The 20,384-nt window shown below is 72.0% G+C and carries 15 protein-coding genes and 1 pseudogene; 7 read left to right on the forward strand and 9 right to left on the reverse strand.

Going from position 1 to position 20,384, the window contains the following annotated elements:
• Positions 1-19 precede the first annotated feature (19 nt).
• Positions 20-787: an ATP-binding cassette domain-containing protein gene (locus WMF43_RS18450; protein ID WP_437681841.1), complete on the forward strand. Its 768-nt coding sequence runs from the start codon at positions 20-22 to the stop codon at positions 785-787.
• A gap of 242 nt (positions 788-1,029) precedes the next feature.
• Complete coding sequence (locus WMF43_RS18455; RefSeq protein ID WP_437681843.1) at positions 1,030-1,962, forward strand: S1 family peptidase; 933 nt, start codon at positions 1,030-1,032, stop codon at positions 1,960-1,962.
• A 3-nt stretch (positions 1,963-1,965) separates the two neighbouring features.
• Here WMF43_RS18455 and WMF43_RS18460 read toward each other — a convergent pair whose 3' ends face one another.
• From WMF43_RS18460 to WMF43_RS18470, 3 genes are all read right to left on the reverse strand, one after another.
• The gene (locus tag WMF43_RS18460) at positions 1,966-3,351 is read right to left on the reverse strand and encodes a glycoside hydrolase family 15 protein (RefSeq protein WP_437681845.1); all 1,386 of its coding nucleotides are present in this window, start codon (positions 3,349-3,351) and stop codon (positions 1,966-1,968) included.
• 317 nt (positions 3,352-3,668) lie between these two features.
• Positions 3,669-5,042: a response regulator gene (locus WMF43_RS18465; RefSeq protein WP_437681847.1), complete on the reverse strand. Its 1,374-nt coding sequence runs from the start codon at positions 5,040-5,042 to the stop codon at positions 3,669-3,671.
• 201 nt (positions 5,043-5,243) lie between these two features.
• Entirely contained in the window at positions 5,244-6,518 is a 1,275-nt protein-coding gene (locus WMF43_RS18470; RefSeq protein WP_437681848.1) for a hybrid sensor histidine kinase/response regulator, read from the reverse strand.
• Positions 6,519-6,627: 109 nt separating this feature from the next.
• Here WMF43_RS18470 and WMF43_RS18475 point away from each other — a divergent pair, with 109 nt between their 5' ends.
• Positions 6,628-7,242: a response regulator transcription factor gene (locus WMF43_RS18475; protein ID WP_437681849.1), complete on the forward strand. Its 615-nt coding sequence runs from the start codon at positions 6,628-6,630 to the stop codon at positions 7,240-7,242.
• Between the two features lie 220 nt (positions 7,243-7,462).
• On the opposite strand, the gene WMF43_RS18480 is transcribed toward WMF43_RS18475, so the two are convergent.
• Positions 7,463-8,641 carry a hypothetical protein gene (locus WMF43_RS18480; protein WP_437681851.1) on the reverse strand — a complete coding sequence of 393 codons (1,179 nt, stop codon included), beginning with the start codon at positions 8,639-8,641 and terminating at the stop codon, positions 7,463-7,465.
• A 161-nt stretch (positions 8,642-8,802) separates the two neighbouring features.
• Positions 8,803-10,320, reverse strand: coding sequence for a vWA domain-containing protein (locus WMF43_RS18485; RefSeq protein ID WP_437681853.1), 1,518 nt, complete (start codon positions 10,318-10,320; stop codon positions 8,803-8,805).
• Positions 10,321-10,743: 423 nt separating this feature from the next.
• Between WMF43_RS18485 and WMF43_RS18490 the strand changes: the two are divergent.
• Positions 10,744-10,821 (forward strand): annotated as a pseudogene (locus WMF43_RS18490) (DNA-binding response regulator); the annotation flags it as partial.
• A 57-nt stretch (positions 10,822-10,878) separates the two neighbouring features.
• Here the strand turns inward: WMF43_RS18490 and WMF43_RS18495 are convergent.
• The gene (locus WMF43_RS18495) at positions 10,879-11,736 is read right to left on the reverse strand and encodes a Uma2 family endonuclease (RefSeq protein ID WP_437681855.1); all 858 of its coding nucleotides are present in this window, start codon (positions 11,734-11,736) and stop codon (positions 10,879-10,881) included.
• A gap of 129 nt (positions 11,737-11,865) precedes the next feature.
• Complete coding sequence (locus tag WMF43_RS18500; protein ID WP_437681857.1) at positions 11,866-12,480, reverse strand: response regulator transcription factor; 615 nt, start codon at positions 12,478-12,480, stop codon at positions 11,866-11,868.
• A 154-nt stretch (positions 12,481-12,634) separates the two neighbouring features.
• On the opposite strand from WMF43_RS18500, the gene WMF43_RS18505 reads away from it, so the two are divergent.
• Positions 12,635-13,459 (forward strand): sensor histidine kinase, encoded by an 825-nt coding sequence (locus tag WMF43_RS18505; RefSeq protein WP_437681859.1) that lies wholly within the window; start codon positions 12,635-12,637, stop codon positions 13,457-13,459.
• Positions 13,460-13,730: 271 nt separating this feature from the next.
• Here WMF43_RS18505 and WMF43_RS18510 read toward each other — a convergent pair whose 3' ends face one another.
• On the reverse strand, positions 13,731-14,039 hold the full coding sequence (locus WMF43_RS18510) for a DUF6968 family protein (protein ID WP_437681861.1): 309 nt from the start codon (positions 14,037-14,039) through the stop codon (positions 13,731-13,733).
• A gap of 1,043 nt (positions 14,040-15,082) precedes the next feature.
• Positions 15,083-15,223, reverse strand: coding sequence for a hypothetical protein (locus tag WMF43_RS18515; protein ID WP_437681863.1), 141 nt, complete (start codon positions 15,221-15,223; stop codon positions 15,083-15,085).
• Between the two features lie 296 nt (positions 15,224-15,519).
• Here WMF43_RS18515 and WMF43_RS18520 point away from each other — a divergent pair, with 296 nt between their 5' ends.
• Both WMF43_RS18520 and WMF43_RS18525 read left to right on the forward strand, forming a co-directional pair.
• On the forward strand, positions 15,520-19,590 hold the full coding sequence (locus tag WMF43_RS18520) for an ATP-binding protein (protein ID WP_437681865.1): 4,071 nt from the start codon (positions 15,520-15,522) through the stop codon (positions 19,588-19,590).
• A 310-nt stretch (positions 19,591-19,900) separates the two neighbouring features.
• Positions 19,901-20,332 carry a hypothetical protein gene (locus WMF43_RS18525; protein WP_437681867.1) on the forward strand — a complete coding sequence of 144 codons (432 nt, stop codon included), beginning with the start codon at positions 19,901-19,903 and terminating at the stop codon, positions 20,330-20,332.
• Positions 20,333-20,384: the final 52 nt, after the last annotated feature.

Consider the following 20,384-nt stretch of genomic DNA (forward strand, 5'->3'; position numbering starts at 1 on the left):
GAGGAGTATACCCTTCGGGGTGCGCGCTGCATTTCGCTGTACCGCGCGCGCGGCGCCGCGGTACCAGGGAGGGGAGGCGACGGCGATGCTGGAGGCGACGGGGATCCACAAGCGGCTGGCGGGCCGGGACGTGCTCTCGGGCCTCGACCTCCGCTGCGGACCCTCGGACGTCGCGGTCGTGATCGGCGGCAACGGCGCCGGCAAGTCCACCCTGCTGCGCATCGTCGCCGGGGTGCTGGAGCCCGACCGCGGCGCCGTGATGCTCTGCGGCGATCCCATCCACGGCGGCGGGACCGCGGCGCGGCGCCGCCTCGGTTACGCGCCCGACGCGACCGAGGCGCTGCCCGATCTCCAGGTCTCCGAGCTCTGCGCCCTCGTGTGCGCGCTCAAGCAGGCGCCTCCGCTCGACCGCGCGTGGGTCGAGCGCATCGGCGCCGGCGCCTTCTACCGGCAGCGGCTCTCCGGCCTCTCGTTCGGCCAGCGCAAGCGCGCGCTCCTGCTCGCCGCGCTGGTGGGCGATCCGTGGCTGCTCGTGCTCGACGAGCCCACGAACGGCCTCGACGCCGAGGGCGCGCGCAGGGTGCTGGAGCTCATCGAGGAGCGCCGGGCGGAGGGCAAGGCGACGCTGCTCACGACGAACGATCCGGCGCTCGCGTCGGCGCTCGGGGAGCGGCCGCACCGGCTGAACGCGGGGCGGCTCACCCTTGAGGAGGCGGCGCCCGGCGACGGCGGCGCAGCCGGCGCCGCCTCGGGGCAGGGCGCGGGACAGGTGGGCCGCGCGCCGTGACGACCCGCGCCGCCCGGGTCAGGCCCGGGCGACCCTGACCCGCGGTGGCCTCACCTCCACGCGGCGGCGGCCCACCCTCACCGCGCTGTCGCGAGCGGCGATGATCGAACACACCCCGGCGCGCCGACCAGCACGCGTATTGACGATTCCGTCCCTCAACTCAATGACTCTGACGCTCGCACGTGGCGCGGCCCGATGCTCTCGCCAGCTGCCAGGGCGAGAGGATCAAGAATGGAGGGAACATGGGCTCGACTACCTATCCACAACACGCGGGCGCGTCGCCCGCATCCCCGATCTTCCTCGTGTGCGCGGGCGCCTTGGCCGCGCTGGTCCAGGCCGGCTGCGCGGTGGAGGCCGACGCCGGCGACGAGGGCGGGGCGCGCGAAGGCAGCGCCGCGGCGCCGATCCGGGGCGGATATGCCGATCTCTTCCGCGACGCGGTCGTCGGGCTGCGGATGTTCGGCGAGACGGGCCGGCGGACGTGCTCGGGCGTGCTCATCGCCCCGAACCTCGTCCTGACGGCGCAGCATTGCGTCGCGCGGTCCCCCGGGCGCGTCGCGTGCCCGACAGCGACGTTCGGAGATCTCGTCGAGCCCGACCGGGTCCACGTCACCTCCTCGGTGCTCATCTGCGAGCGGTGCGATACGCCCTGGTTCTCGGTGAGCGAGGTGGCGCGACCGCCCGGCGAGGACGACCGGTTCTGCGGCAACGACGTCGCCCTGCTCGTGCTGGACTCGCCTGTACCCCGCGAGTACGCGGCGCCGCTCTCCCCCCGGCTCGACGAGCCGCCCGAGGAGGGCGAGCTCTATTCGGCGGTCGGCTTCGGCCGCACGGACGCGCTTCGCAGGGACAGCGGCGTCCGGCGCAATCTCGACTGGCTGCACGTCGCGTGTGTGGGCGCCGGCTGCGGCGAGGGCGAGCGCGTCGCGCCGAGCGAGTGGCGGGGCGAGACCGGCGCGTGCAAGGGCGACTCGGGCGGGCCCGCGCTCGACGTCTTCGAGCAGGTGATCGGCGTCAGCTCGCGCGGGCGCGCCGACTGCGACCGCCCCATCTACAGCGGGCTCGTGGCGCACCGGGAGTGGATCCGCGACGAGGCCTGGCGGGCGGCCTCGATCGGCGGTTATACCCCGCCGGCCTGGGTCACGGGCGGCTTCACGGCCGCCGCCGCGCAGTGACCCTCACGGCGTCGAGAGCAGGTGCCTCCTCATCTCCGTCGCGAGCAAGAAGGCGGCGTAGTTCATGCTCAGGTGGGCCGCCCCCTGCTGGAAGCCGGTGAAGCGGTTCATCTGCTCTGACATCGATCCGTCGGGGTTCATGTGGTGACGGACCCGGGCGAGGAAGGCGTCCCCCTCGCGGCGGAGCGCGTCCACGACCCGGCCAAAACGAGGATCTCCCTCGAGGAGCCCCTCTCCAGGGTCGAGCTGCGCGGCGTCCCCGGGGAGCGCCTGAAAGAACGGCAGGTTCGTGGGCGTGATAACGATGCTCCCCGACCTCCCGTAGCGCATCGCGAGCTTGTAGTGGTACATCGCGAAGCCGATCGTGAGGCTCGGCCACGGGTTTCCGATCGAGTCCGTGCGGTAGCCGTCATAGTGGTCCTCCGGGTAGCGGCCGATGGCGATCCCCGGGATGTTCCGCGCCGGATCGTTGATCGGGTAGAGGGACTGGAATGTCCGCTTCTGCGCCGCGGCGGTCGCGAGCACCTGCTCGTGGTTGACCGGGTAGAGGTCCTCTCCGTAGAGCTCGTGGTCCTCGATGGAGTACCCGCCCAGCGTCGCGATGATGACCAGGCTGTCCAGGCCGCTCCGCGGAGGGTCGGTCTGCTGATCGCGGGTGGAGACGAGGAGCTGGCGCTCGGGATCCCAGTGCCGGCGCAGCTCGCCTTCCAGGCTCCTCGCCTGCTCCAGGTAGAACCCGGCGGCCCCGGGATCCCCGAGCCTCGTCGCGAGCGCGGCGCCCCCGACGAGCGCCTTGCGCTGCAGGATCCGCGTGAAGAAGTGATGGCCCAGCACCTCTTCCCACGCGTCGTAACAGGGCGCAGGCCAGCGGTGCGCCGTGTACTCCAGATCTGCCTTGATCACCGATCTGGCCGGCAGCGTCGCCTCGTAGAGCTTCTCCTTCACCAGATCCTCCCGGCCTTCCTCGAGGAGGCTGATGGCCAGGTGGGTGAGCTCGATGGCGCGAATGGCCGGCCCGTCGTCCTGCGGCCGCCCCCAGGGCCCCGTGTACGGCGTCCCCTTCACGTAGAACTTCGGCTCGCCCAGCCCGGTGCCGCCTTGAACGGCCATGTCCTGGATGTGCCGCGAGAAATCCACGAAATCCATCATCCGATCGAAGTACCGCCGCCGCGCCGCGGGCTCTCGCGCGAGCCGGTAAAGCTGCAGGATCGCTCGGAGGACGATCCCGGCGTCGCGGACCCAGTGGTAGTAGTAATCAGGGTTCGAGCGGGAAGGGGAGGCGACGATGGCCCCAGGCAGGGCCCCCGGAGGAGAGACGTTCCTCAGGAGGTAGATCTCGGCGCGCGCCTTCTCCCGACAAATCCATGCACCAAGGCTCTCTTCTGCCATGAAAACGTGTCGCAGACGCTCCGTGTCGGCCATGGCGCGGTCCTTGGTTGTTATCGATCGGTCTTCTGTTCTACAGCTTGAATCATAGCATCGATGGGAGGAGCGTTCACCTCGCGCCAGGTTCGCGTTCGCCTGGAGAGCTTTCCCAGAGCGACAAACGGGTTGAACCTGCCTGAAACGAGCAGAGGTGAGCAGAATGTCGAGCCGCCAAGGCGCCAAGGACGCCAAGGCGCCAAGAGTTTATCTTCTTCTTGGCGTCCTTGGCGTCCTTGGCGTCCTTGGCGTCCTTGCGCGCGGCGGGCCGGCGTCCGCCGGGATCACCCCGCGGAGCGCGCGGCGTCGTCCCAGACCGGCAGCGCGCAGCGGAGCGTCGCCCCCTCGCCGGGGCGCTGCTCGGCCCACAGCCGGCCGCCGTGCGCCTCGACGATCGACCGGCTGATGGCGAGCCCCACGCCGAGCCCCTCGGCCTTCGTCGTGTAGAAGGCCTCGAAGATCCGCTCGAGATCCTCGGGCGGGACGCCCTCGCCGGAGTCCGCCACGGCGAGCTCGACGCGCCCTGCCCCGGCGGCCCGCGTCCGCACCACCACGAGGCGCGCGTCAGGAGGGCGGTGAGACACCGCGTCGAGCGCGTTGGCGAGCAGGTTCTGGAGCACCTGCTGGAGCTCGGCGTCGTCGCCCCCGACGCGCGGCAGGTCCGGCGCGAGCTCGGTCCGCAGGGACGCGCCCGCGCGCAGCGCGGCGCCAGCCGCGAGCCGGAGCCCCCTCCGGACGAGCTCGTTCAGGTCGAGCGCGGCCGCGCTGGGCTCGCCCTTGCGCAGCATCGCGCGCATCCGCTGGATCACCTTCCCCGCGCGGCGGTCGTCCGCCACGATGTCCTCGAGCGCGGCGCGCACCTCGGCGACGTCCGGCGGGGTCCGCGCGAGCAGCCGCAGCGCCGCCTGCGCGTTGCTCAGGATCGCGCCGAGCGGCTGGTTCAGCTCGTGCGCGATCGAGGCCGCGAGCTGGCCCATCGCCGACACCTGGTTCCGGCGCGCGAGATCCTGCTGGGCCTTCTGCGCCTCGACCTCGGCGGCCCGGGCCTGCTGGAGCTTGCGCTCGAGGCGCTGGCTCGCGGCGCGATGCCCCTCGGTCTGCCGCGCCACCTCGAGATCCAGCGAGGCCCGGGCGCGCGCGAGCTCGTCGCCCATCTCCGACAGCGCCCGCGACGCCGCGCGGGCGGCGAGCTGCGCCTGCACGCGGGCCACGAGCTCCTCGCGGACGAACGGCTTGAGCACGTAGTCGACCGCGCCGAGCGCGAACGCGCGCGCCCGGCTCGCCGCGTCGGCGAGCGCCGTCATGAACACGACGGGGATCTCGCGCGTCGTCGGGTCCGCCTTCAGGCGGCTGCAGACCTCGAAGCCGTCGAGGCCCGGCATCACCGCGTCGAGCAGGACGAGGTCCGGCGGCTCGCGCCGGACCTGCTCGAGCGCCGCCTCCCCGTCGCTGGCGACCTCGACGTCGAGCGGCTGGCCCGCGAGGATCTCCGACAGCAGCGCGACGCTCCCGGGATCATCGTCCACGAGCAAGACGAGCGCGGGGCGGGCCCGCGCCAGCCGGGACCCCGACGCCAGCGGGTTGGCGGGCGTGTCGAGCGCCTGGCCATCGCTGCCGGCGCTCTCATCGATCTGGGCGTGAGCTGGGATCGCTGCCATGAAGGTCCGTGCCGCTCGTGGAGCGGCTGGGCAATCCTGCGTTGTGACACGCCGTCCCCACGGTCCGCCATGGGACCAAGGTCCCATGGCGCGTCGCGGGCCCGCGCATCGACCCCCGGCGCGCCCGCCGGGGGCCCCGCCCGGTCGAGGCGGCGACGTCGCACCAGGAGGTGCGAGCTGCCCGCCATACTGCACCGGCGTTCACTGCCCCGAGCGCCCGCCCTCGGCCCAGACCGGCAGCACGCAGCGGAACGTCGGCCCCTCGTCGGGGCTGCACTCGGCCCACAGCCGGCCGCCGTGCGCCTCGACGATCGACCGGCTGATGGCGAGGCCCACCCCGAGCCCCTGCGCCTTCGTCGTGTAGAAGGGCTCGAAGATCCGCTCGAGGTCCTCGGGCGAGACGCCCTCGCCGGAGTCCGCCACGGCGAGCTCGACATGGCCTGCGCCGCCCGCCCGCGTCCGCAGCACCACGAGGCGCGCCTCGGGGGGGCGGCGGGAGACCGCGTCGAGGGCGTTGACGAGGAGGTTGAGCAGCACCTGCTGGAGCTGGATGCCGTCGCCCCCGACGCGCGGCAGGGCCGGCGCGAGCTCGATCCGCAGGGTCGCGCCCGCGAGCAGCGCCGCGCTGCTCACGAGCCGGGTCACCTCCCGGACGAGCTCGTTCAGGTCGAGCGCGGCCGCGCTGAGCTCGCCCTTGCGCAGCATCGCGCGCATCCGCTGGATCACCTTCCCCGCGCGGCGGTCGTCCGCCACGATGTCCTCGAGCGCGGCGCGCACCTCGGCGACGTCCGGCGGGGCCTGCCCGAGCAGCCGCAGCGCCGCCTGCGCGTTGCTCAGGATCGCGCCGAGCGGCTGGTTCAGCTCGTGCGCGATCGAGGCCGCGAGCTCGCTCACCGCCGACACCCGGTTCAGGTGCGCGAGCTCGTTCTGGGCCTTCTGCACCTTGATCTCGGCGGTCCGGTTCAGCTCGACCTCGCGCGCGAGGCGCTGGTTGGCCGCGCGGAGCTCCTCGGTCCGCCGCGCCACCTCGAGCTCCAGCGAGGCCCGGGCGCGCGCGAGCTCGTCGTTCTTCTCCGAGAGCGCCCGCGCCGCCGCGCGCAGGGCGAGCTGCGTCCGCACGCGGGCCACGAGCTCCTCGCGGACGAACGGCTTGGTCACGTAGTCGACCGCGCCGAGCTCGAGCCCGCGCACCCGGCTCGCCGTGTCGGCGAGCACGGTCATGAACAGCACGGGGACCTCGCGCGTCGCCGGGTCGGCCTTCAGGCGGCGGCAGACCTCGAAGCCGTCGAGGCCCGGCATCACCGCGTCGAGCAGGACCAGATCCGGCGGCTCGCGCCGGATCTGCCGGAGCGCCATCTCCCCGTCGACGGCCACCGCGAGGGTGAACGGCTGGCCCGCGAGCGCCTCCGAGAGCAGCTTGAGGCTGCCCGGATCGTCGTCCACGAGCAAGACGAGCGTGGTGCGGTCCGGCCCCATGCCGAAGCAGATGCCAGCCTGCCGTCGCGGACGTCAAGCGCCTCGCCAATGCCAAGTCCGCCCACGGTTGACGTCCTTGCAGGATTGGGCGTGGAATGGGGTGGGTGTCATGAGCGCGACCGAGCCGACCGTGTTTGTGGTGGACGACGATCCCTCGGTGCTGCGCGCCCTGGAGCGGCTCCTGCGCTCGGCGGGGTATGTGGTGGAGGCGTACGCCTCGCCGCGCGCCTTCCTGGAGCTCGCGCCCGCGGAGCGGCCGGGTTGCCTGGTGCTCGACCTGCGCATGCCCGACCTGGGCGGGCTGGAGCTGCACGAGGAGCTCGAGCGGCGGGGGTGCTCCTTGCCGGTCGTGTTCCTGACCGGCCACGGCGACGTGTCGAGCTCGGTGCGCGCGATGAAGGCGGGCGCGATCGACTTCCTCACGAAGCCCTGCGACGACACCGACCTGCTCGCGGCGGTCGCGCGCGCCATCGACCGCGACGCGCGGGCGCGCGCGGCGCGGGACGAGCAGCGGGCGCTCCGGACGCGCTTCGAGGCGCTCACGCCGCGCGAGCGCGAGGTGTGCGTGCGCGTCGCGCGGGGGCTCCTGAACAAGGAGATCGCCGACGAGCTCGGCGCGGCGGAGAAGACGATCAAGGTGCACCGCGGCCGGGTGATGGAGAAGCTCGGCGTCGCGTCGGTGGCGGAGCTCGTGCGGCTCGTGGATCGGCTGGACGGCCCCTGAGCTGCGTTCCGTGACGCGCGGGTGAGGCTGGCCGTCACCCGCAGCGTGGATCTCTGCTGCACGATCTTCGCAGCGGCGCGCGTGGGATCCCGCGCGAGCCGACGGACGGCCTCGGCCCGCGTGGGCTCGAACGAAGCTCAGGCAGAGGCTGGAAGCCGTCGGCGCGACGTCGAGATCGGCGCGACCTCGTACCCGAGGGCCCTCTGCATGGGTGGATAACTCACTGGGGACCGGCCGTCCCTCCGCGCTGCTCCACGTACTCCTGGCAGCAGCAGAACTCCGTCGTGGTGACCTTCGGGTCCGTCTTGCTGCCGCAGATTACCTTCTCGAGCATCGCCTGGAAGGCGCTCAGGTTGTCCTGCGAGGCGAAGTACTGGCCGTCCGTCTCCCCGGCCACGCGCGCGTACTCCGCTTCGATCCCCTTGCGCATCCTCTCGTGCTTGGCAGCGTCGCTGCTGAATTTGCCCGTGCCCATGTACATGTGCACGCGGGTCCCGGTCTGCTTGGCGACCTCGATGGCGCGGTTTGCGGCCTCGATGTCTTCCTGGTCCTGACCCGTCGCCGTGAGGGAGAGGCCGCCCTCGAGCGGCTCGTCGCCCAGGAAGAAGATGTTACGGACCGCGCCGGGCCGCCAGTCGAAGTGGGCGGCGATGTCCTCGATGGCGCGTCCCGCGTCCTCCTCGACGTCGCCGAGCTGCTTCCTCTGCTCCTCGGGGACCTGCGCCCGAGTGCGCCCCTTGAGGAGCGAGGCATCGACCTTGGCCGTCTTCGTCAGGTGATCGCGCACCGTCGTCGTGAACACCGTCTTGGGGAACGTACCTTCGATGCCCAGGTACGTGGCCCGGAGGTTCGAGGGGCACTTCGTCTTTGCGGAATCGATGGCGGAGCCGACCACCTTGCTGAGCGCCTCGGCCTCGTCCCTCATCGAGGCGCTGGAGTCGATGACCACCACCAGATCGACCGTTGGGATGACCGTCTGGCCCTCCTCGACGACCGTGGTCGCCTCGGCGAGCTTCGGGAACTCCAGCTTCCTGCCCTGGCAGCTCAGCTCGCCGCCATTCCCGCGGTGGGCGGACGCCGCCCCGAGCTGACCCGGTGAGGCCGTGCCCGCGGTGATGCCATGGGTGCTCTCCGGGACGTTCCATACGTTGATGGCGAAGCGGGCGCCGGCTTGATCGCCCTGGGTGAAGTTGAAGGAGAGGAGGTTCTTCAGGCTCAGGGTCCCGACGATGCTGTCATGATACCAGAAGGCGGTCAGCTTGGGCCCGCGGCTCCCGTCCGCGCCGCCGAGCAGGTGCGCGATGTCGACGTCGCCCGGCGCGCCATCGTACGTGAAGCACCCCTTGCCGAAGACGGAGCCGTCGGCGTCGAGGACGCGGAACGTGTAGCTTGTGCTCATAGATCATTCTCCTGAATGTTCACTGCGTTTTGTTCGTGGCGAGCAGCCCAGTCCAGCGGCGCGACCATGCGTCTGCGCCGCGGGGCGGTCCCGCGTCATGAGGACGCGGAGGGCCTGCTCAACATGGACCCCTCAGGTTCTCAGGGCTTCACCTCGGGCGACTAGGCCGTGGTGGTCGCGCTCGGCCTGCTGCCGCAGATCACCTCCTCGAGGACGGCCTGGAAGCCTTGCTGCGCGTCCGTCGACGTGAAGGACTTGCCGCCGGTCTCCCGGGCCACACGGGCGTACTCCGCCTCGATCTCCTTGGCCATGCGCTCGTGTTTCTTGGCGTCGCTGCTGAATTTGCCCGTGCCCATGTACGTATGGACGCGCGTCCCGGTCTTCTTGGCGACCTCGATGGCGCGGCTCGCCGCCTCGATGTCTCCCTGATCCTGCCCCGCGGCGGAGAGGCCGCCTTCGAGCGGCTCGTCCCCCAGGAAGAAGACGCTGCGGGCCGCGCCGGGCCGCCAGTCGAAATGCGCAGCGACGTCCTCGATCGCGCGCGCTCCGTCCTCCTTGGGATCGAACTCCTTCTTCTGCTCCTCCGTGAGGTTCTCGTCGGCGCGGCTCCTGAGCGACGAGGCGTCGGCCTTCGCCGTCTGGGTCAGGTACTTCCTGACCGTGTTGTCGAAGCGCGTCTTCTTGAACGTCCCTTCGATGCCCAGGTACGCGACGCGCAGGTCCGAGGGGCACTTGGTCCTGGCCGCCTCGATGGCCGCCTCGATCGTCTTGCTCAGCGCGTCCGCCTCGTCCCACATCGAGGTGCTCGTGTCGATGACCACGACGAGATCGACCGGGGGCCGGGCGGGATCGATCGGCTTCGTGGGCTTCTGCGGCTGCTCCTGCGCTGGCTTGCGAGGGAAGGCGGAGGCGACGTACAGACCCGAATTGTCGATGCGCGGCGCCCTGTTGCCCCCCACCGGGGAGATGTCGTGACGCAAGTGCAGGGTCTTGTAGCCGGCGGCGTCGAGCCGCACGAGACCCAGCACGGTGTCGATCGAGTTGGCCATGCCTCCGGGAGCCGGCCTGTTCGTGCCCTGCAGGACGCCGCTCACGAGGCTCAGCTGCGCGCTGGGCTGATTGCCCCCGGCGGTGTTCGGCGCGGCTCCGCCGTTGACCAGCTTCCAGCCTGCCGGGCTGGCGGCGCTGCCGTCGGCGAGCGTGCCGGTGACGGTGACCGTCGTCTTGGCGTAGGTCTGACCCGCGTAGATGTCGCTCACGCCGATGAACGTGTTGGCCCCCGCGACGCCGTCCTTGCCCCCGACCTTCGAGCCCTTGTAGCGGGAGAAGTCGAGCTCGACCGTGAAGTTGTTCTTGGCCCCGGTGAACTCCCTGTTCGCCTGCATGCGGACCGCGTTGACGCTTGTCGATGCGAGGCCCGCCTGCTCGTTCTTCCCGAACGAGGCAGCGCCGGTGCCGTCATTGACCGAGCCGTGCGGGGCCACGCCCCCTTTGTTCCAGTCGAAGGTGCTGAAGCCGGAGCTGACGCCGAATCGGATGCCGATCTCGCCGCCCAGCCCGTCGGGGATATAGCGCCACTGGTTCCAGTCGCCGGGGCTCCACTTGTACGCCGACGTGTCCCAGAAAACGAGATCGAGCGCTTCGGCAGACGAGGATTGGGTGTTGGTGGTTTGTGACATGACGTGGATCCTTTCGCGAGAGCGAGCTCGCAGCCACGGTGTACGAGCGCCGTGGTGTCAATCTTGGTCGCTGTGCCGCACCACGATGCGCAGCTCGCCGTCTTGTGCCCCCACCTTGATCGCGCCCCTGGGCACCGTCTATAGGACCTTGGTCCCATAACACCCGGGCGGGCGGGATGTAGAATGTCCCCAACTGAACCATCCCCGGGTGGAATGCAGGTGATGACCACAGACCGGGCGCATGAGCTGCATGAGGCGCCTCTGACGCGGAAGAAGACCTGGAAGAAGAGCTCGCATGGCCTATGGGACTTTGATCCTACGTAGTGCCGCGCGGGCTGCGGGGGCCATGGGACCAAGGTCCCATGGCGAGGTCCATGACCCGGGACCACAACCGGCGGGCCACCCACTTGCGAAGAGAGAAACTTCCTGACCGGCCATGGCGACCTGTCGAGCTCGGTGCGGGCGATGAAGGCGGGAGCGGTCGACTTCCTCACGAAGCCCTGCGAGGGGCGACCGGTGGCGAGAGCGCGCGGTGGGCGCTCTCGCACGGCCGGCGAGTCAGCCGCCTCGCCGGCGCAGCTCGGCCTCGAGCTCGGCGATGCGCCGCTCCGCCGCCACGCGGGCGGCCTCCTCGGCCTCCGCGCGCTGGCGCTCGGTCTCCGCGCGTCGGCGCTCGGTCTCCGCGCGTCGGCGCTCGGTCTCCGCGCGCCGGCGCTCGGTCTCCTCGGGGGTGAGGACGAGCTCCGCCCCGTCGGCGGTGCGGGCGAGACGCAGCGCGGCCGGATGGCCCGCGGCCGGCACGACGACCCAGTGCAGCTCGAGCACGGTGCACGGGCTGCGCTCTCCCTCGACCACCCGCTCCACCAGATCGCCGTCGATGCGATCCCAGACCCGCAGCCGCTCCCCGGGGGCGGCCTCCGGGTCGAACGCGACGAGCTCCAGCACCCCGAGCTCCTGGTACTTGGCGAGCTTCTCGGCCCACGTTTGCGGCTCCGCGTCGTGCTCGCTCACGATCTCGACGGCGAGCTCGGGGACGCCGCGCTCCCAGGTCTTCCAGGAACCGAACGGCGTGTCCGGGGTGCCGAGCCGGACGAACGCGTCGGGCGCCACGCACCGGCTCGGATCCGATGCGGACCAGTAGACGAACTGGTCCGATCCGATCGCCGCTCGCTCCGAGAACGTCTTCAGCACGAGATAGAGCAGGGTCCTGATCTCGAGGTGGCGCTTGGTCTCCGGCGCGAGGGCCTCTTCCGGGAAGTGGAGCGGGGAGGGCTCGCGGACGTGACGGAGACGACCCGCGGACGCGGCGCGCTGCATGGGGGCAGTATACCCCTCGGGTGAGGAGGTCGACCGCGACGCGGCACGCGTGGAGGCGAGGTCGTTCACCACGGCCCCGAGCACGTCGTTGCGCGGCACGCGGAGCTCGTGCGGCTCGTCGACCGGCTCCAGGACCCCTGGGCACGCAGCCGGTGCATTGCCGATGAGCTCCGGCCCTTGCCATGGGACCTTGGTCCCATGGCGGCTCGCGCCGCCGGCGTGTCAGCATCAGAGCCCGTCGAGCCGGTCCACGAGCCGCGCGAGCTCCACGACCGACGCGACGCCGAGCTTCTCCATCACCTGACCGCGATGCACCCCGATCGCCCTCTCCTCCACGCCGAGCTCCTCGGCCATCTGCTCGTTCACGAGCCCCCGGGCGACCCGCAGGCACACCTCGCGCTCGCGCGGGGTGAGCGCCTCGAAGCGCGTGCGGAGCGCTTGCTGCTCGCCCCGGGCCGCGCGCGCCTCGGCGTCGCGCGCGACGGCGCGCTCCACCGCCGCGAGCAGGTCGGTGTCGTCGCACGGCTTGGTGAGGAACGCGATCGCGCCCGCCTTCATCGCCCGCGCCGCGCTCGCCCCGTCGCCGTACCCGGTCAGGAGTACGATCGGCAAGGGGCACCCCCGGCGCGCGAGCTCCTGCTGCAGCTCGATCCCGTCCATGACGGGCATGCGCAGGTCGGCGACCACGCAGCCCGGCCGCTCCGTGGGCGCGCGCGAAAGGAACGCACCGGGCGACGCGTACGTCTCCGCCACATACCCGGCCGCGCGCAGCAGCCGCTCGAGGGCGCGCAGCACCGAGGGATCGTCCTCCACCACAAACACCGTGGGCGCGGTCTCCGCCATGGCAGAGACCGCATTCCACGCCCCGTTCCGTGAGCACGTCAACAGCGGACTGGCACGGCGGCGCCGGCGCGATCGACACGTTCGGCGGCGCGCTGGCCTCTGCTTTTCCCACGACCCGCGACCGCCCCGCGCGCGCGCCGCGCTGGAGCGCGAGGTGAAGAGGCGGACGGAAGCTGTCCGCGCGGAGAGCCGGCGCCTCGCGCGCAGGCTCAAGCGCAGCCGTGCCGCCGACGAGCTCAAGGCGCCCGACGCCCTCGAGCTCGTACACCTGAACCAGGTGTCGTCGATGGGCGAGCTCGCGTGCTCGATTGCGCACGAGCTGAACCAGCCGCTGGCCGCCATCCTGAGCAACGCGCAGGCGGCGCTGCGCCTCCTCGCGCACATCCCGCCGGACATCGCCGAGGCGCGCGCCGCGCTCGAGGACATCGTGGCCGACGACCGCCGCGCGGGGAAGGTCGTCCAGCGGATGCGCGCGGCGCTCCCCAAGGGTGCGGTCCACATGACCGCGCAGGACGTCAATGAGCTCGCCCGCGAGGTGATCCGGCTCGTGTCGGACGCCGCGCGGCGTGCGGGCGCGACCGTGCGGACGGAGCTCGCGCCGGGCCTGCCGCGGGTCGGGGGCGACGGCATCCGGCTCCAGCAGGTGATCCTCCACCTGCTCGGCAACGCGCTCGAGGCCGTCTCCCGCTGCCCCCCGGACGCCCGGCTCGTCGTGGTGCGGACGCGCGCGGCCGACGGAGGCCGCGTCGAGCTGTCCGTGGCGGACTCCGGCGAGGGGATCCCGCCGGAGGACCTCGAGCGGATCTTCGAGCCCTTCTACACGACGAAGCCCAAGGGGCTCGGGGTGGGCCTTTCGATCAGCCGCTCGATCGTCGAGGCGCACGGAGGCCGGCTGTGGGCGGAGTGCAGCCCGGGCGAGGGGGCGACGCTCCGCTGCGCGCTGCCGGTCTGGGACGAGGGCGCGCGCCCCGCGGAGTGATGCTCGCGTGCCGCGCCCGCGCGACGCGCGGAGCATGATGGACCTGCGCATGCCCGACCTCGGCGGCGACGAGGCCGCGCGCCGCATCCGGCGAAGCTCCCCCAATGCTGACAGCCTCGGCATGCCGATCGCAACAGTGCCGGCATGCGAACATGCGACACCATCACCACCGCGCGACAAAGACTCGGGGCCGGCGCCAGCGAGTTCCAAGGGCCCGAGGTGGATGCCGGCGCGCGCCCCCGCAGCCGCGCCGCGCCTCAGCGCGTCGGAGTCACGGCGCAGTGAGTTTGATCTCAGGAAACCCGAGCCACTCCTCATCGAGCCACGAGAGCCGACCATCTTCCTTATAGTGTTCAAGCATCACCGGGATCAAGAAAAGCGCGCTATGCAGCGCCTGGAAAGCATCGATTCCGGTTCCGTGGGTCTTATGGTTGTGGCCCGCTCCAGCGACTTCCACATCAGCAACCCAGCTCCGAAAGTATGGGCTGTATTCGGGGGCCCATACTCGAACTCGGATGGTTTCTTGCGTCCCGCTCGGAAGCGTCAGCTCGATGCTACGTTCCGCGATCACGTCCGGCATGCTCCATCAGCTGGCGCGCTCTTTGGCGATGTCAAGCGCCCTGGCTCAACAGGAGCTCAGGCACTTCGCCTGCCCATTCTGGCGCGCCTGTTCGCAGACGCTCCTCATGAGGAAGGGCGCGCGATCATCGCAGTAAAGCTCCCATCGCGTCGACAGTGCAAAGCATGCAGCAGGGCAACTGGAACGGCACTTCCTGTAGCCCGCGGCCCGTCCTTCGTTGCTCTCCGAATGACAGCGAGCTGCTCGCGGAAGTGTCAAATATATTTCCGTCGCTGCCCCGTACATGAGAGTCCATACGTCAACCCCACCATCCACCGCGTCTCGGCACCATTCTTCCGCCGTGAGCGACTCGCTAGATTCTAGGGCCTCCTCGCCTGGCAGAGCCTCCGATCCGGGCGTCGGTTCAACCGAACACGAAGGGATGGCACAGCAAATGAGAGCGACGGCGATGGTGTTGGATGTTCGCATGCCCGCACGGTTGCGACATACGTGCCTGTCTCACGTGTGCTGCCATGAGCCGCACCCCATGAATACAAATCGTCTCGGCGTCTCAAGCTTCAGAATGAAGGTGGTAGAACAGTCATAACCCACGGAACGGCTGGAGGGTGCAAGGCGGTAGGTCTTGAACCCTGGGCGTCCGTTGCTAGCGGATCGCCCTTCGGTGGGGAGGTCGTCAACCACACGGTCGACGAGCGCCACAAGGGCCATGGAGCGCCGCACCGCAGCGGGGCGGCGCCGAGCTCGCTGGCAGAGCCGCTGCTCGCCGAGGCGGCTCCGCTGCGCGAGAACCTGCTCGGCGACGCCGAGGCGCTCGCTCGCCGCGGGCTGCTCGACGCGGAGACGGTCGCGGGCATCCGCGCGGGGCAGGGGTACATCGACACGGCGAACGACCTCGTGGCGCTCTCGGCGCTGTTCAGCGCACGCTGGTCCGAGATCGCCGGCAAGACGGCGGCGACCGAGGAGGATCGCTGGCGCGCGCGCTGCGCGCGGCGCTCGGGGAGCAGCGCTGAGGCCGGGGGCGCTGGGCAGGTCCCGCGGGCTGACTACTCCAGGACAGCGATGTGGAAGAGGGCGGCCCGCATGTCATACACCGCCTTCTCCATCTGGATGAGCGCGTGCAGGGTCAGCACGATGTCGTCAGGGACGCGCAGGGCCCGCGCCACGTGGCTGGAGGAGCGGTTCAAGGACGTCGAGGAGGAGCAGACAGCCAGTCCCCGATGAGCGCGCGGCGCGGGCCGTACCCCTCCATGGATGGCGCGGGCTCCGTGGGGCCGCAGCGCGAGGACTGCCTGTATCTGACCGTCTGGACGAGCGGCTTGGAGCCCGGCGGGCGGCGCCTCGACGTGTTCATCGCGATGTACCCGCAGCTCGAGGCGGCGCTGGCAGAGATGTCGCCTCCTGTCAGCCAGCGGCGCCTCACACCGGGCTGCCGAGCTGCCGGGGATCTTGGTCCTCTTCGAAGATCCTAGTATGCGGCCCCATGGCTGGCCGGTTTCCCTCATTGCGCGGGCGCTTGCTCGCCGTGCTCGGGCTCGGCATGGCCGTCGCGTCGTCGCCCGCGCCCGCCGCGGGCGACGCGGGCGCCGTCGCGGGCAGCGTGCCCGCGCCCGCGCCCGCCGCAAGCGACCTCCGGGCGCGCGGCGCGCCGGCGATGCGCGTCTTCGACGCCGAGGACGGCATCCCCCAGATCACGATCAACTCCATCGCATTCGAGCCTGGCGGCCGCCTCTGGATCGGCACCCAGGGCGGCGCCGCCTCGTACGACGGGCGCCGCTTCACGCCCCTCCCGCTGCCGACCGGCGGGGGGTCGAGCTGGGTGCAGGGGGTCGCCACGGGGCAGGACGGCGCCGTCTGGTTCGGGATGATGACCGGCCAGGTCATCCGGTATGCCGAGGGGCGCTTCACGCGCTTCGGGGCGGCCGAGGGGCTCGCGTCCGAGAAGCCGATCCGGACGCTCCTCGAGGTGCCCACGGGCCGAGGGCGCACGGTCTTCGTCGGAACGGTGGACGGCCTCTACCGGCTCGACGGCGAGCGGTGGGCGCGGGTGGACCTCGGGCCCGGCTTCGAGCACCCGGACGCGCGCGCGCTCCACCCGGCGACGCTCCCCGGCGGGGCGCCGGGCCTCTGGGTCGGCACCGGCGCGGGCCTCTTCCGCTGCGACGACCGCGGCTGCGCCCGCTTCGCGTCGACCGCGGAGGGGCTGCCCAACGACGTGGTGCTGAGCGTGCTCGAGACCTCCGGAGACGCGGGCGGCCGCGTGCTCTGGGTCGGCACGCGGGGCGGCGTCGCCCGGCTCGCGGGCGGGCGCTGGGAGAGCTTCACCCCGGCGACCGTGCCGGCGCTCGCGCAGCCCGTGCGGGCGCTCGCCGAGACGGTGAGCGGCACGGGCGCGCGCACGCTCTGGGCCGCCACCTACGGCGGCGGCCTCGCGCGGCTCATGGGCGGGACGTGGACGTCGCTGACCAAGACGAGCTCCACCCTGCCGGACGACCACGTGATGGCGCTCGCGGCGACCTCCGAGGCGCACGGCGGGCGCACGCTCTGGATCGGCACCAACGCCGGCGGCCTCGCGCGCCTGCGGCACGACGGGTGGGTCGGGTTCACGCAGCGGAACGCAAGCCTGTCGGGCAGCGTCACCTCCCTCGCCGAGGTGCACGCGCCGGGAGGGCAGGGCGGCCCGCCCGAGCTCTGGGTGGCCCTGAACAACACGGTGGTGCGGTCCTCGGGGCAAGGCTTCGCGCCGCTCGACGCCCCCGAGCTCGCCGGCAAGCTCGACGACCTCGTGAGCTTCCTCCTGCCGTCTTCGCGCGAGCCCGGGGTGGTCTGGATCGGCAGCGACCCCACCGGGCTCCACCGCTGGGCGAGCGGCCAGCTCACCACATACACGACGCAGAGCTCCCCGCTCCCCCACAACGGCGTCCGGTGGCTGTCGGAGTCCCGGGACGGGCGCGCGCTCTGGATCGGGACGGTCGCCGGGGCCGCGCGCCTCGAGGCGGACGGCGCGTGGCAGGTCTTCACGAAGGCGCGGGTGCCCCTCGCGGACGACCACGTGACGAGCATCCTCGAGACCGCGGGCGCGGGCGGGAAGGTCTCCACCTGGTTCGGCACCATGAAGGGGCTCTCGCGGCTCGAGGACGGGCAGTGGCACAGCTACACGGCCGCGGACGCGCCGCTCGCCTCGGACGCGATCGGCGCGCTCGCCGAGCTCAGGGACGCGCGCGGCGCGCGGGTGCTCTGGATCGGCGCCCAGGGCGGGATCTCTCGCTACGACCTCGACGCCGAGGCGTGGCTCGATCCGCTGAACGCGCAGAGCCGGCCGGCGCTGCCGGACGGCATCGTCTACGGGGTGCGCGCGGACGCGCAGGGCCGGGTCTACGCCTTCACCGACCACGGCGTCACCCGCTTCACCCCGCGCGCGCCCACGCCCGACGACCCCGCCGAGCTCGCCGCAACCACCTTCACCACCGACGACGGGCTGCCGAGCAACGAGTGCAACCAGAACGGCTCGCTCGTGGACAGCTGGGGCCGCGTCTGGGCGAGCACGACCGGCGGCGTGGCGGTGCTCGATCCGGCCGAGGAGGTCCCGGACGCCGCGCCGAAGCCGCTCGCGCTCGACGCGCGCGCTCACCGTGCGCGCGGCGCGCTCGCCCTCTCCCCCGGCGCGTCGCTCGCGTGGGACGAGAACACGGTCGCGTTCGAGTACACGCTGCTGAGCCTCTTCCACGAGCGCAGCACGCGCTACCGCGCCCAGCTCGTCGGCTTCGACGCGGCGCCGGGCGCGTGGACCACGGACGCGAGCGCGCGTTACACGAACCTCGCGCCCGGCCGGTACACCTTCCAGGTGTGGGGCCGCGATCACGCCGGCAACGTCGCCGGCCCGGCGACCGTCGCCTTCCAGGTCCGGCCCGCGCCGTGGCGCACGACCTGGGCGTACCTCGGCTATGCGGCGGCGCTCTGCGGCCTCGCCTACGCCGGCGTGCGCCTGCGGCTCCGGGCGCTCCGGCGGCGTACGCGCGAGCTGGAGCTGCTCGTGGAGCAGCGCACCGCCGAGCTCAGGGCCGCCAGGGACGCCGCCGACGCCGCGAACCAGGCGAAGACCACGTTCCTCGCGAGCATGAGCCACGAGCTGCGCACGCCGCTCAACGGCATCCTCGGCTACGCGCAGATCCTCCAGCGGTCCGGGCGGCTCTCCCCGGAGGATCGGCCCGGGGTCGACGTGGTGCGCCGGTCGGGCGAGCACCTGCTCACGCTGATCGACGACGTCCTCGATCTCGCCCGCATCGAGGCGGGCCGGATGGATCTCGCGCCGGGCGACGTCCACCTGCCGTCGCTCGCGAGGACGGTCGCCGAGCTGTGCAAGGTGCGCGCGGCGGCGAAGGGGCTCGCGTTCGCGCTCGAGCTCGCGGAGGGCACGCCGGCGTGGGTGCGGGTGGACGAGAGGCGGCTCACGCAGGTGCTGCTTAACCTGCTCGGCAACGCGCTCAAGTTCACCCGCGAGGGGCGGGTGACCTTCCGTGTCGCGCCGCGCGACGGACAGGCGCGAGGCGGCGTGCTCTTCCGCGTCGAGGACACCGGCCCCGGCATCGCGGCGGCGGATCTGGGCCGCATCTTCGAGCCGTTCGAGCAGGCCGGCGACCTTCGCGCGCGCGTGGAGGGCGCGGGCCTCGGGCTCGCGATCACCCGCCGCATCGTCGACCAGATGGGCGGCCGCATCGACGTGGAGAGCGCGCCCGGCGAGGGCAGCACCTTCACCCTGGCGCTCGACCTGCCCGTGCTCGCCGGCGCCGCGCCGGCCGGCGTACGGCGCGGGGAGGGGGCGATCGCGGGCTACGAGGGCGCGCGCCGGACGATCCTCGTCGTCGACGACCACGAGGACAACCGCGCCTTCCTGCGGGACGCGCTCGCCCCGCTCGGCTTCGAGGTCGTCGAGGCCGCGGGCGGCGAGGCGGCGGTCGCGCTCGCGGCGGAGCGCCGGCCGGATCTCGTGCTGATGGACCTGCGCATGCCCGACCTCGGCGGCGACGAGGCCGCGCGCCGCATCCGCCGGATCCCCGGGCTCGCCGGCGTGCCCATCGTCGCCACGTCGGCCAGCGTCGAGGCGCCCGAGCGCGCGCGCAGCGAGGCCGCGGGGTGCGACGGGTTCCTCCCCAAGCCGATCGACCTCGGCGCCCTGCTCGAGCAGCTCGGGCGCCGCCTCGCGCTCACCTGGGTGCGCGCGGCGCCCGAGATCGCGCGCGGCGTGGACGACGACGACGACGGCGGCGGCGGCGGCGGCGACGACGGCGGCGGCGGCGACGACGACGACGGGGCGCCGCTGCACGGAGCGGCGCCGCCGCCGCCCCCGGAGGAGCTCGCGCGCCTCGCCGATCTCGTCGAGCGGGGTCGCCTCCAGGATCTCCTGCAGCGGCTCGCCGCGCTCGAGGCGGAGGATCCACGGCTCGCGCCGTGGAGCCGAGAGGTGCGCGGTCTGGCCGAGGAGTTCCGGGTCCGCGAGCTCGGCGCGCGGCTCGGCGCGCCGGAGCGCGGGACCACGGGCGCTGGCCAGCAGTAGCCGCATCGCCGACGCCGGCGACCCTGGCCGTGATCCGCGACCGTCAGCGGCAGACGGGTTCGCCGAAGCACCGCGATGGAGGACCAAGGTCCCCTATCCAGTGCCGGACGATGGCGCCAGTGTCCGGCCGTGCGGACAGCGAGTCCGTTCACAGGCTCTGTCCGCGCGTTCAACGCGCGTTGAACGCGCGGACAGACGAGCAACCATCTTGTGCGGGTGGGAGCGCTTCTGGGACGGCATCGGTCCGGCGCTGTCAAGTAGGACCTTGGTCTCATAGATTTCCCAGCGGGGCCTATTATCCTGCTCCGACATGGGCAATCAACTGATCGCAAATGGACGTTACAGGATTCAGACGGCATTCCGGCGGGAGCACCTGGGGGAGCTACACGCCGAGGCGCCCTTGTCGCTGCTCCCGGAGGAAGGCGACAACTTCACGTGGGAGGTGGCCTTCGATGGCACCGACAGCTACACGCTGCGCAACGTCGAGACTGGCAGCTACCTGGGAGACGATGAAGCGCCGCAGACCGAGCACGTGCCGGTGCTGCGGGGCGCGTCGAAGCCCTTCCCCTGGAAGATCGAGCGCGGGCCGGAGCCGGAGACCTTCACCCTCTCCCCCAAGGGCTCCAGCGGCAAGACGCGGTTGGCCTTCAGCCTGCTGCGGATCTACCCGCCGCCCGTCGCCTGGATGCCGGCGTCCGGTGATTATCGTCCAGATGAGCTCTGGCGCCTGGTGAAGATCTAGCCCAGTCCCGCCCGCGGAAGACGCCCTCGCGGCGGTCGACGAGCGAGCGCAT

The sequence above is a fragment of the Sorangium sp. So ce131 genome (assembly GCF_051519095.1).
Lineage (GTDB): Bacteria > Myxococcota_A > Polyangia > Polyangiales > Polyangiaceae > Sorangium.

Excerpts from the sequence above, each read along its gene's own strand:
- WMF43_RS18465 (WP_437681847.1), bottom strand. The coding sequence starts at position 5,042 with ATGGCAGCGATCCCAGCTCACGCCCAGATCGATGAGAGCGCCGGCAGC.
- WMF43_RS18480 (WP_437681851.1), bottom strand. The coding sequence starts at position 8,641 with ATGAGCACAAGCTACACGTTCCGCGTCCTCGACGCCGACGGCTCCGTC.
- WMF43_RS18460 (WP_437681845.1), bottom strand. The coding sequence starts at position 3,351 with ATGGCAGAAGAGAGCCTTGGTGCATGGATTTGTCGGGAGAAGGCGCGC.
- WMF43_RS18510 (WP_437681861.1), bottom strand. The coding sequence starts at position 14,039 with ATGCCGGACGTGATCGCGGAACGTAGCATCGAGCTGACGCTTCCGAGC.
- WMF43_RS18485 (WP_437681853.1), bottom strand. The coding sequence starts at position 10,320 with ATGTCACAAACCACCAACACCCAATCCTCGTCTGCCGAAGCGCTCGAT.
- WMF43_RS18520 (WP_437681865.1), top strand. The coding sequence starts at position 15,520 with ATGGCTGGCCGGTTTCCCTCATTGCGCGGGCGCTTGCTCGCCGTGCTC.
- WMF43_RS18455 (WP_437681843.1), top strand. The coding sequence starts at position 1,030 with ATGGGCTCGACTACCTATCCACAACACGCGGGCGCGTCGCCCGCATCC.
- WMF43_RS18500 (WP_437681857.1), bottom strand. The coding sequence starts at position 12,480 with ATGGCGGAGACCGCGCCCACGGTGTTTGTGGTGGAGGACGATCCCTCG.
- WMF43_RS18525 (WP_437681867.1), top strand. The coding sequence starts at position 19,901 with ATGGGCAATCAACTGATCGCAAATGGACGTTACAGGATTCAGACGGCA.
- WMF43_RS18470 (WP_437681848.1), bottom strand. The coding sequence starts at position 6,518 with ATGGGGCCGGACCGCACCACGCTCGTCTTGCTCGTGGACGACGATCCG.
- WMF43_RS18475 (WP_437681849.1), top strand. The coding sequence starts at position 6,628 with ATGAGCGCGACCGAGCCGACCGTGTTTGTGGTGGACGACGATCCCTCG.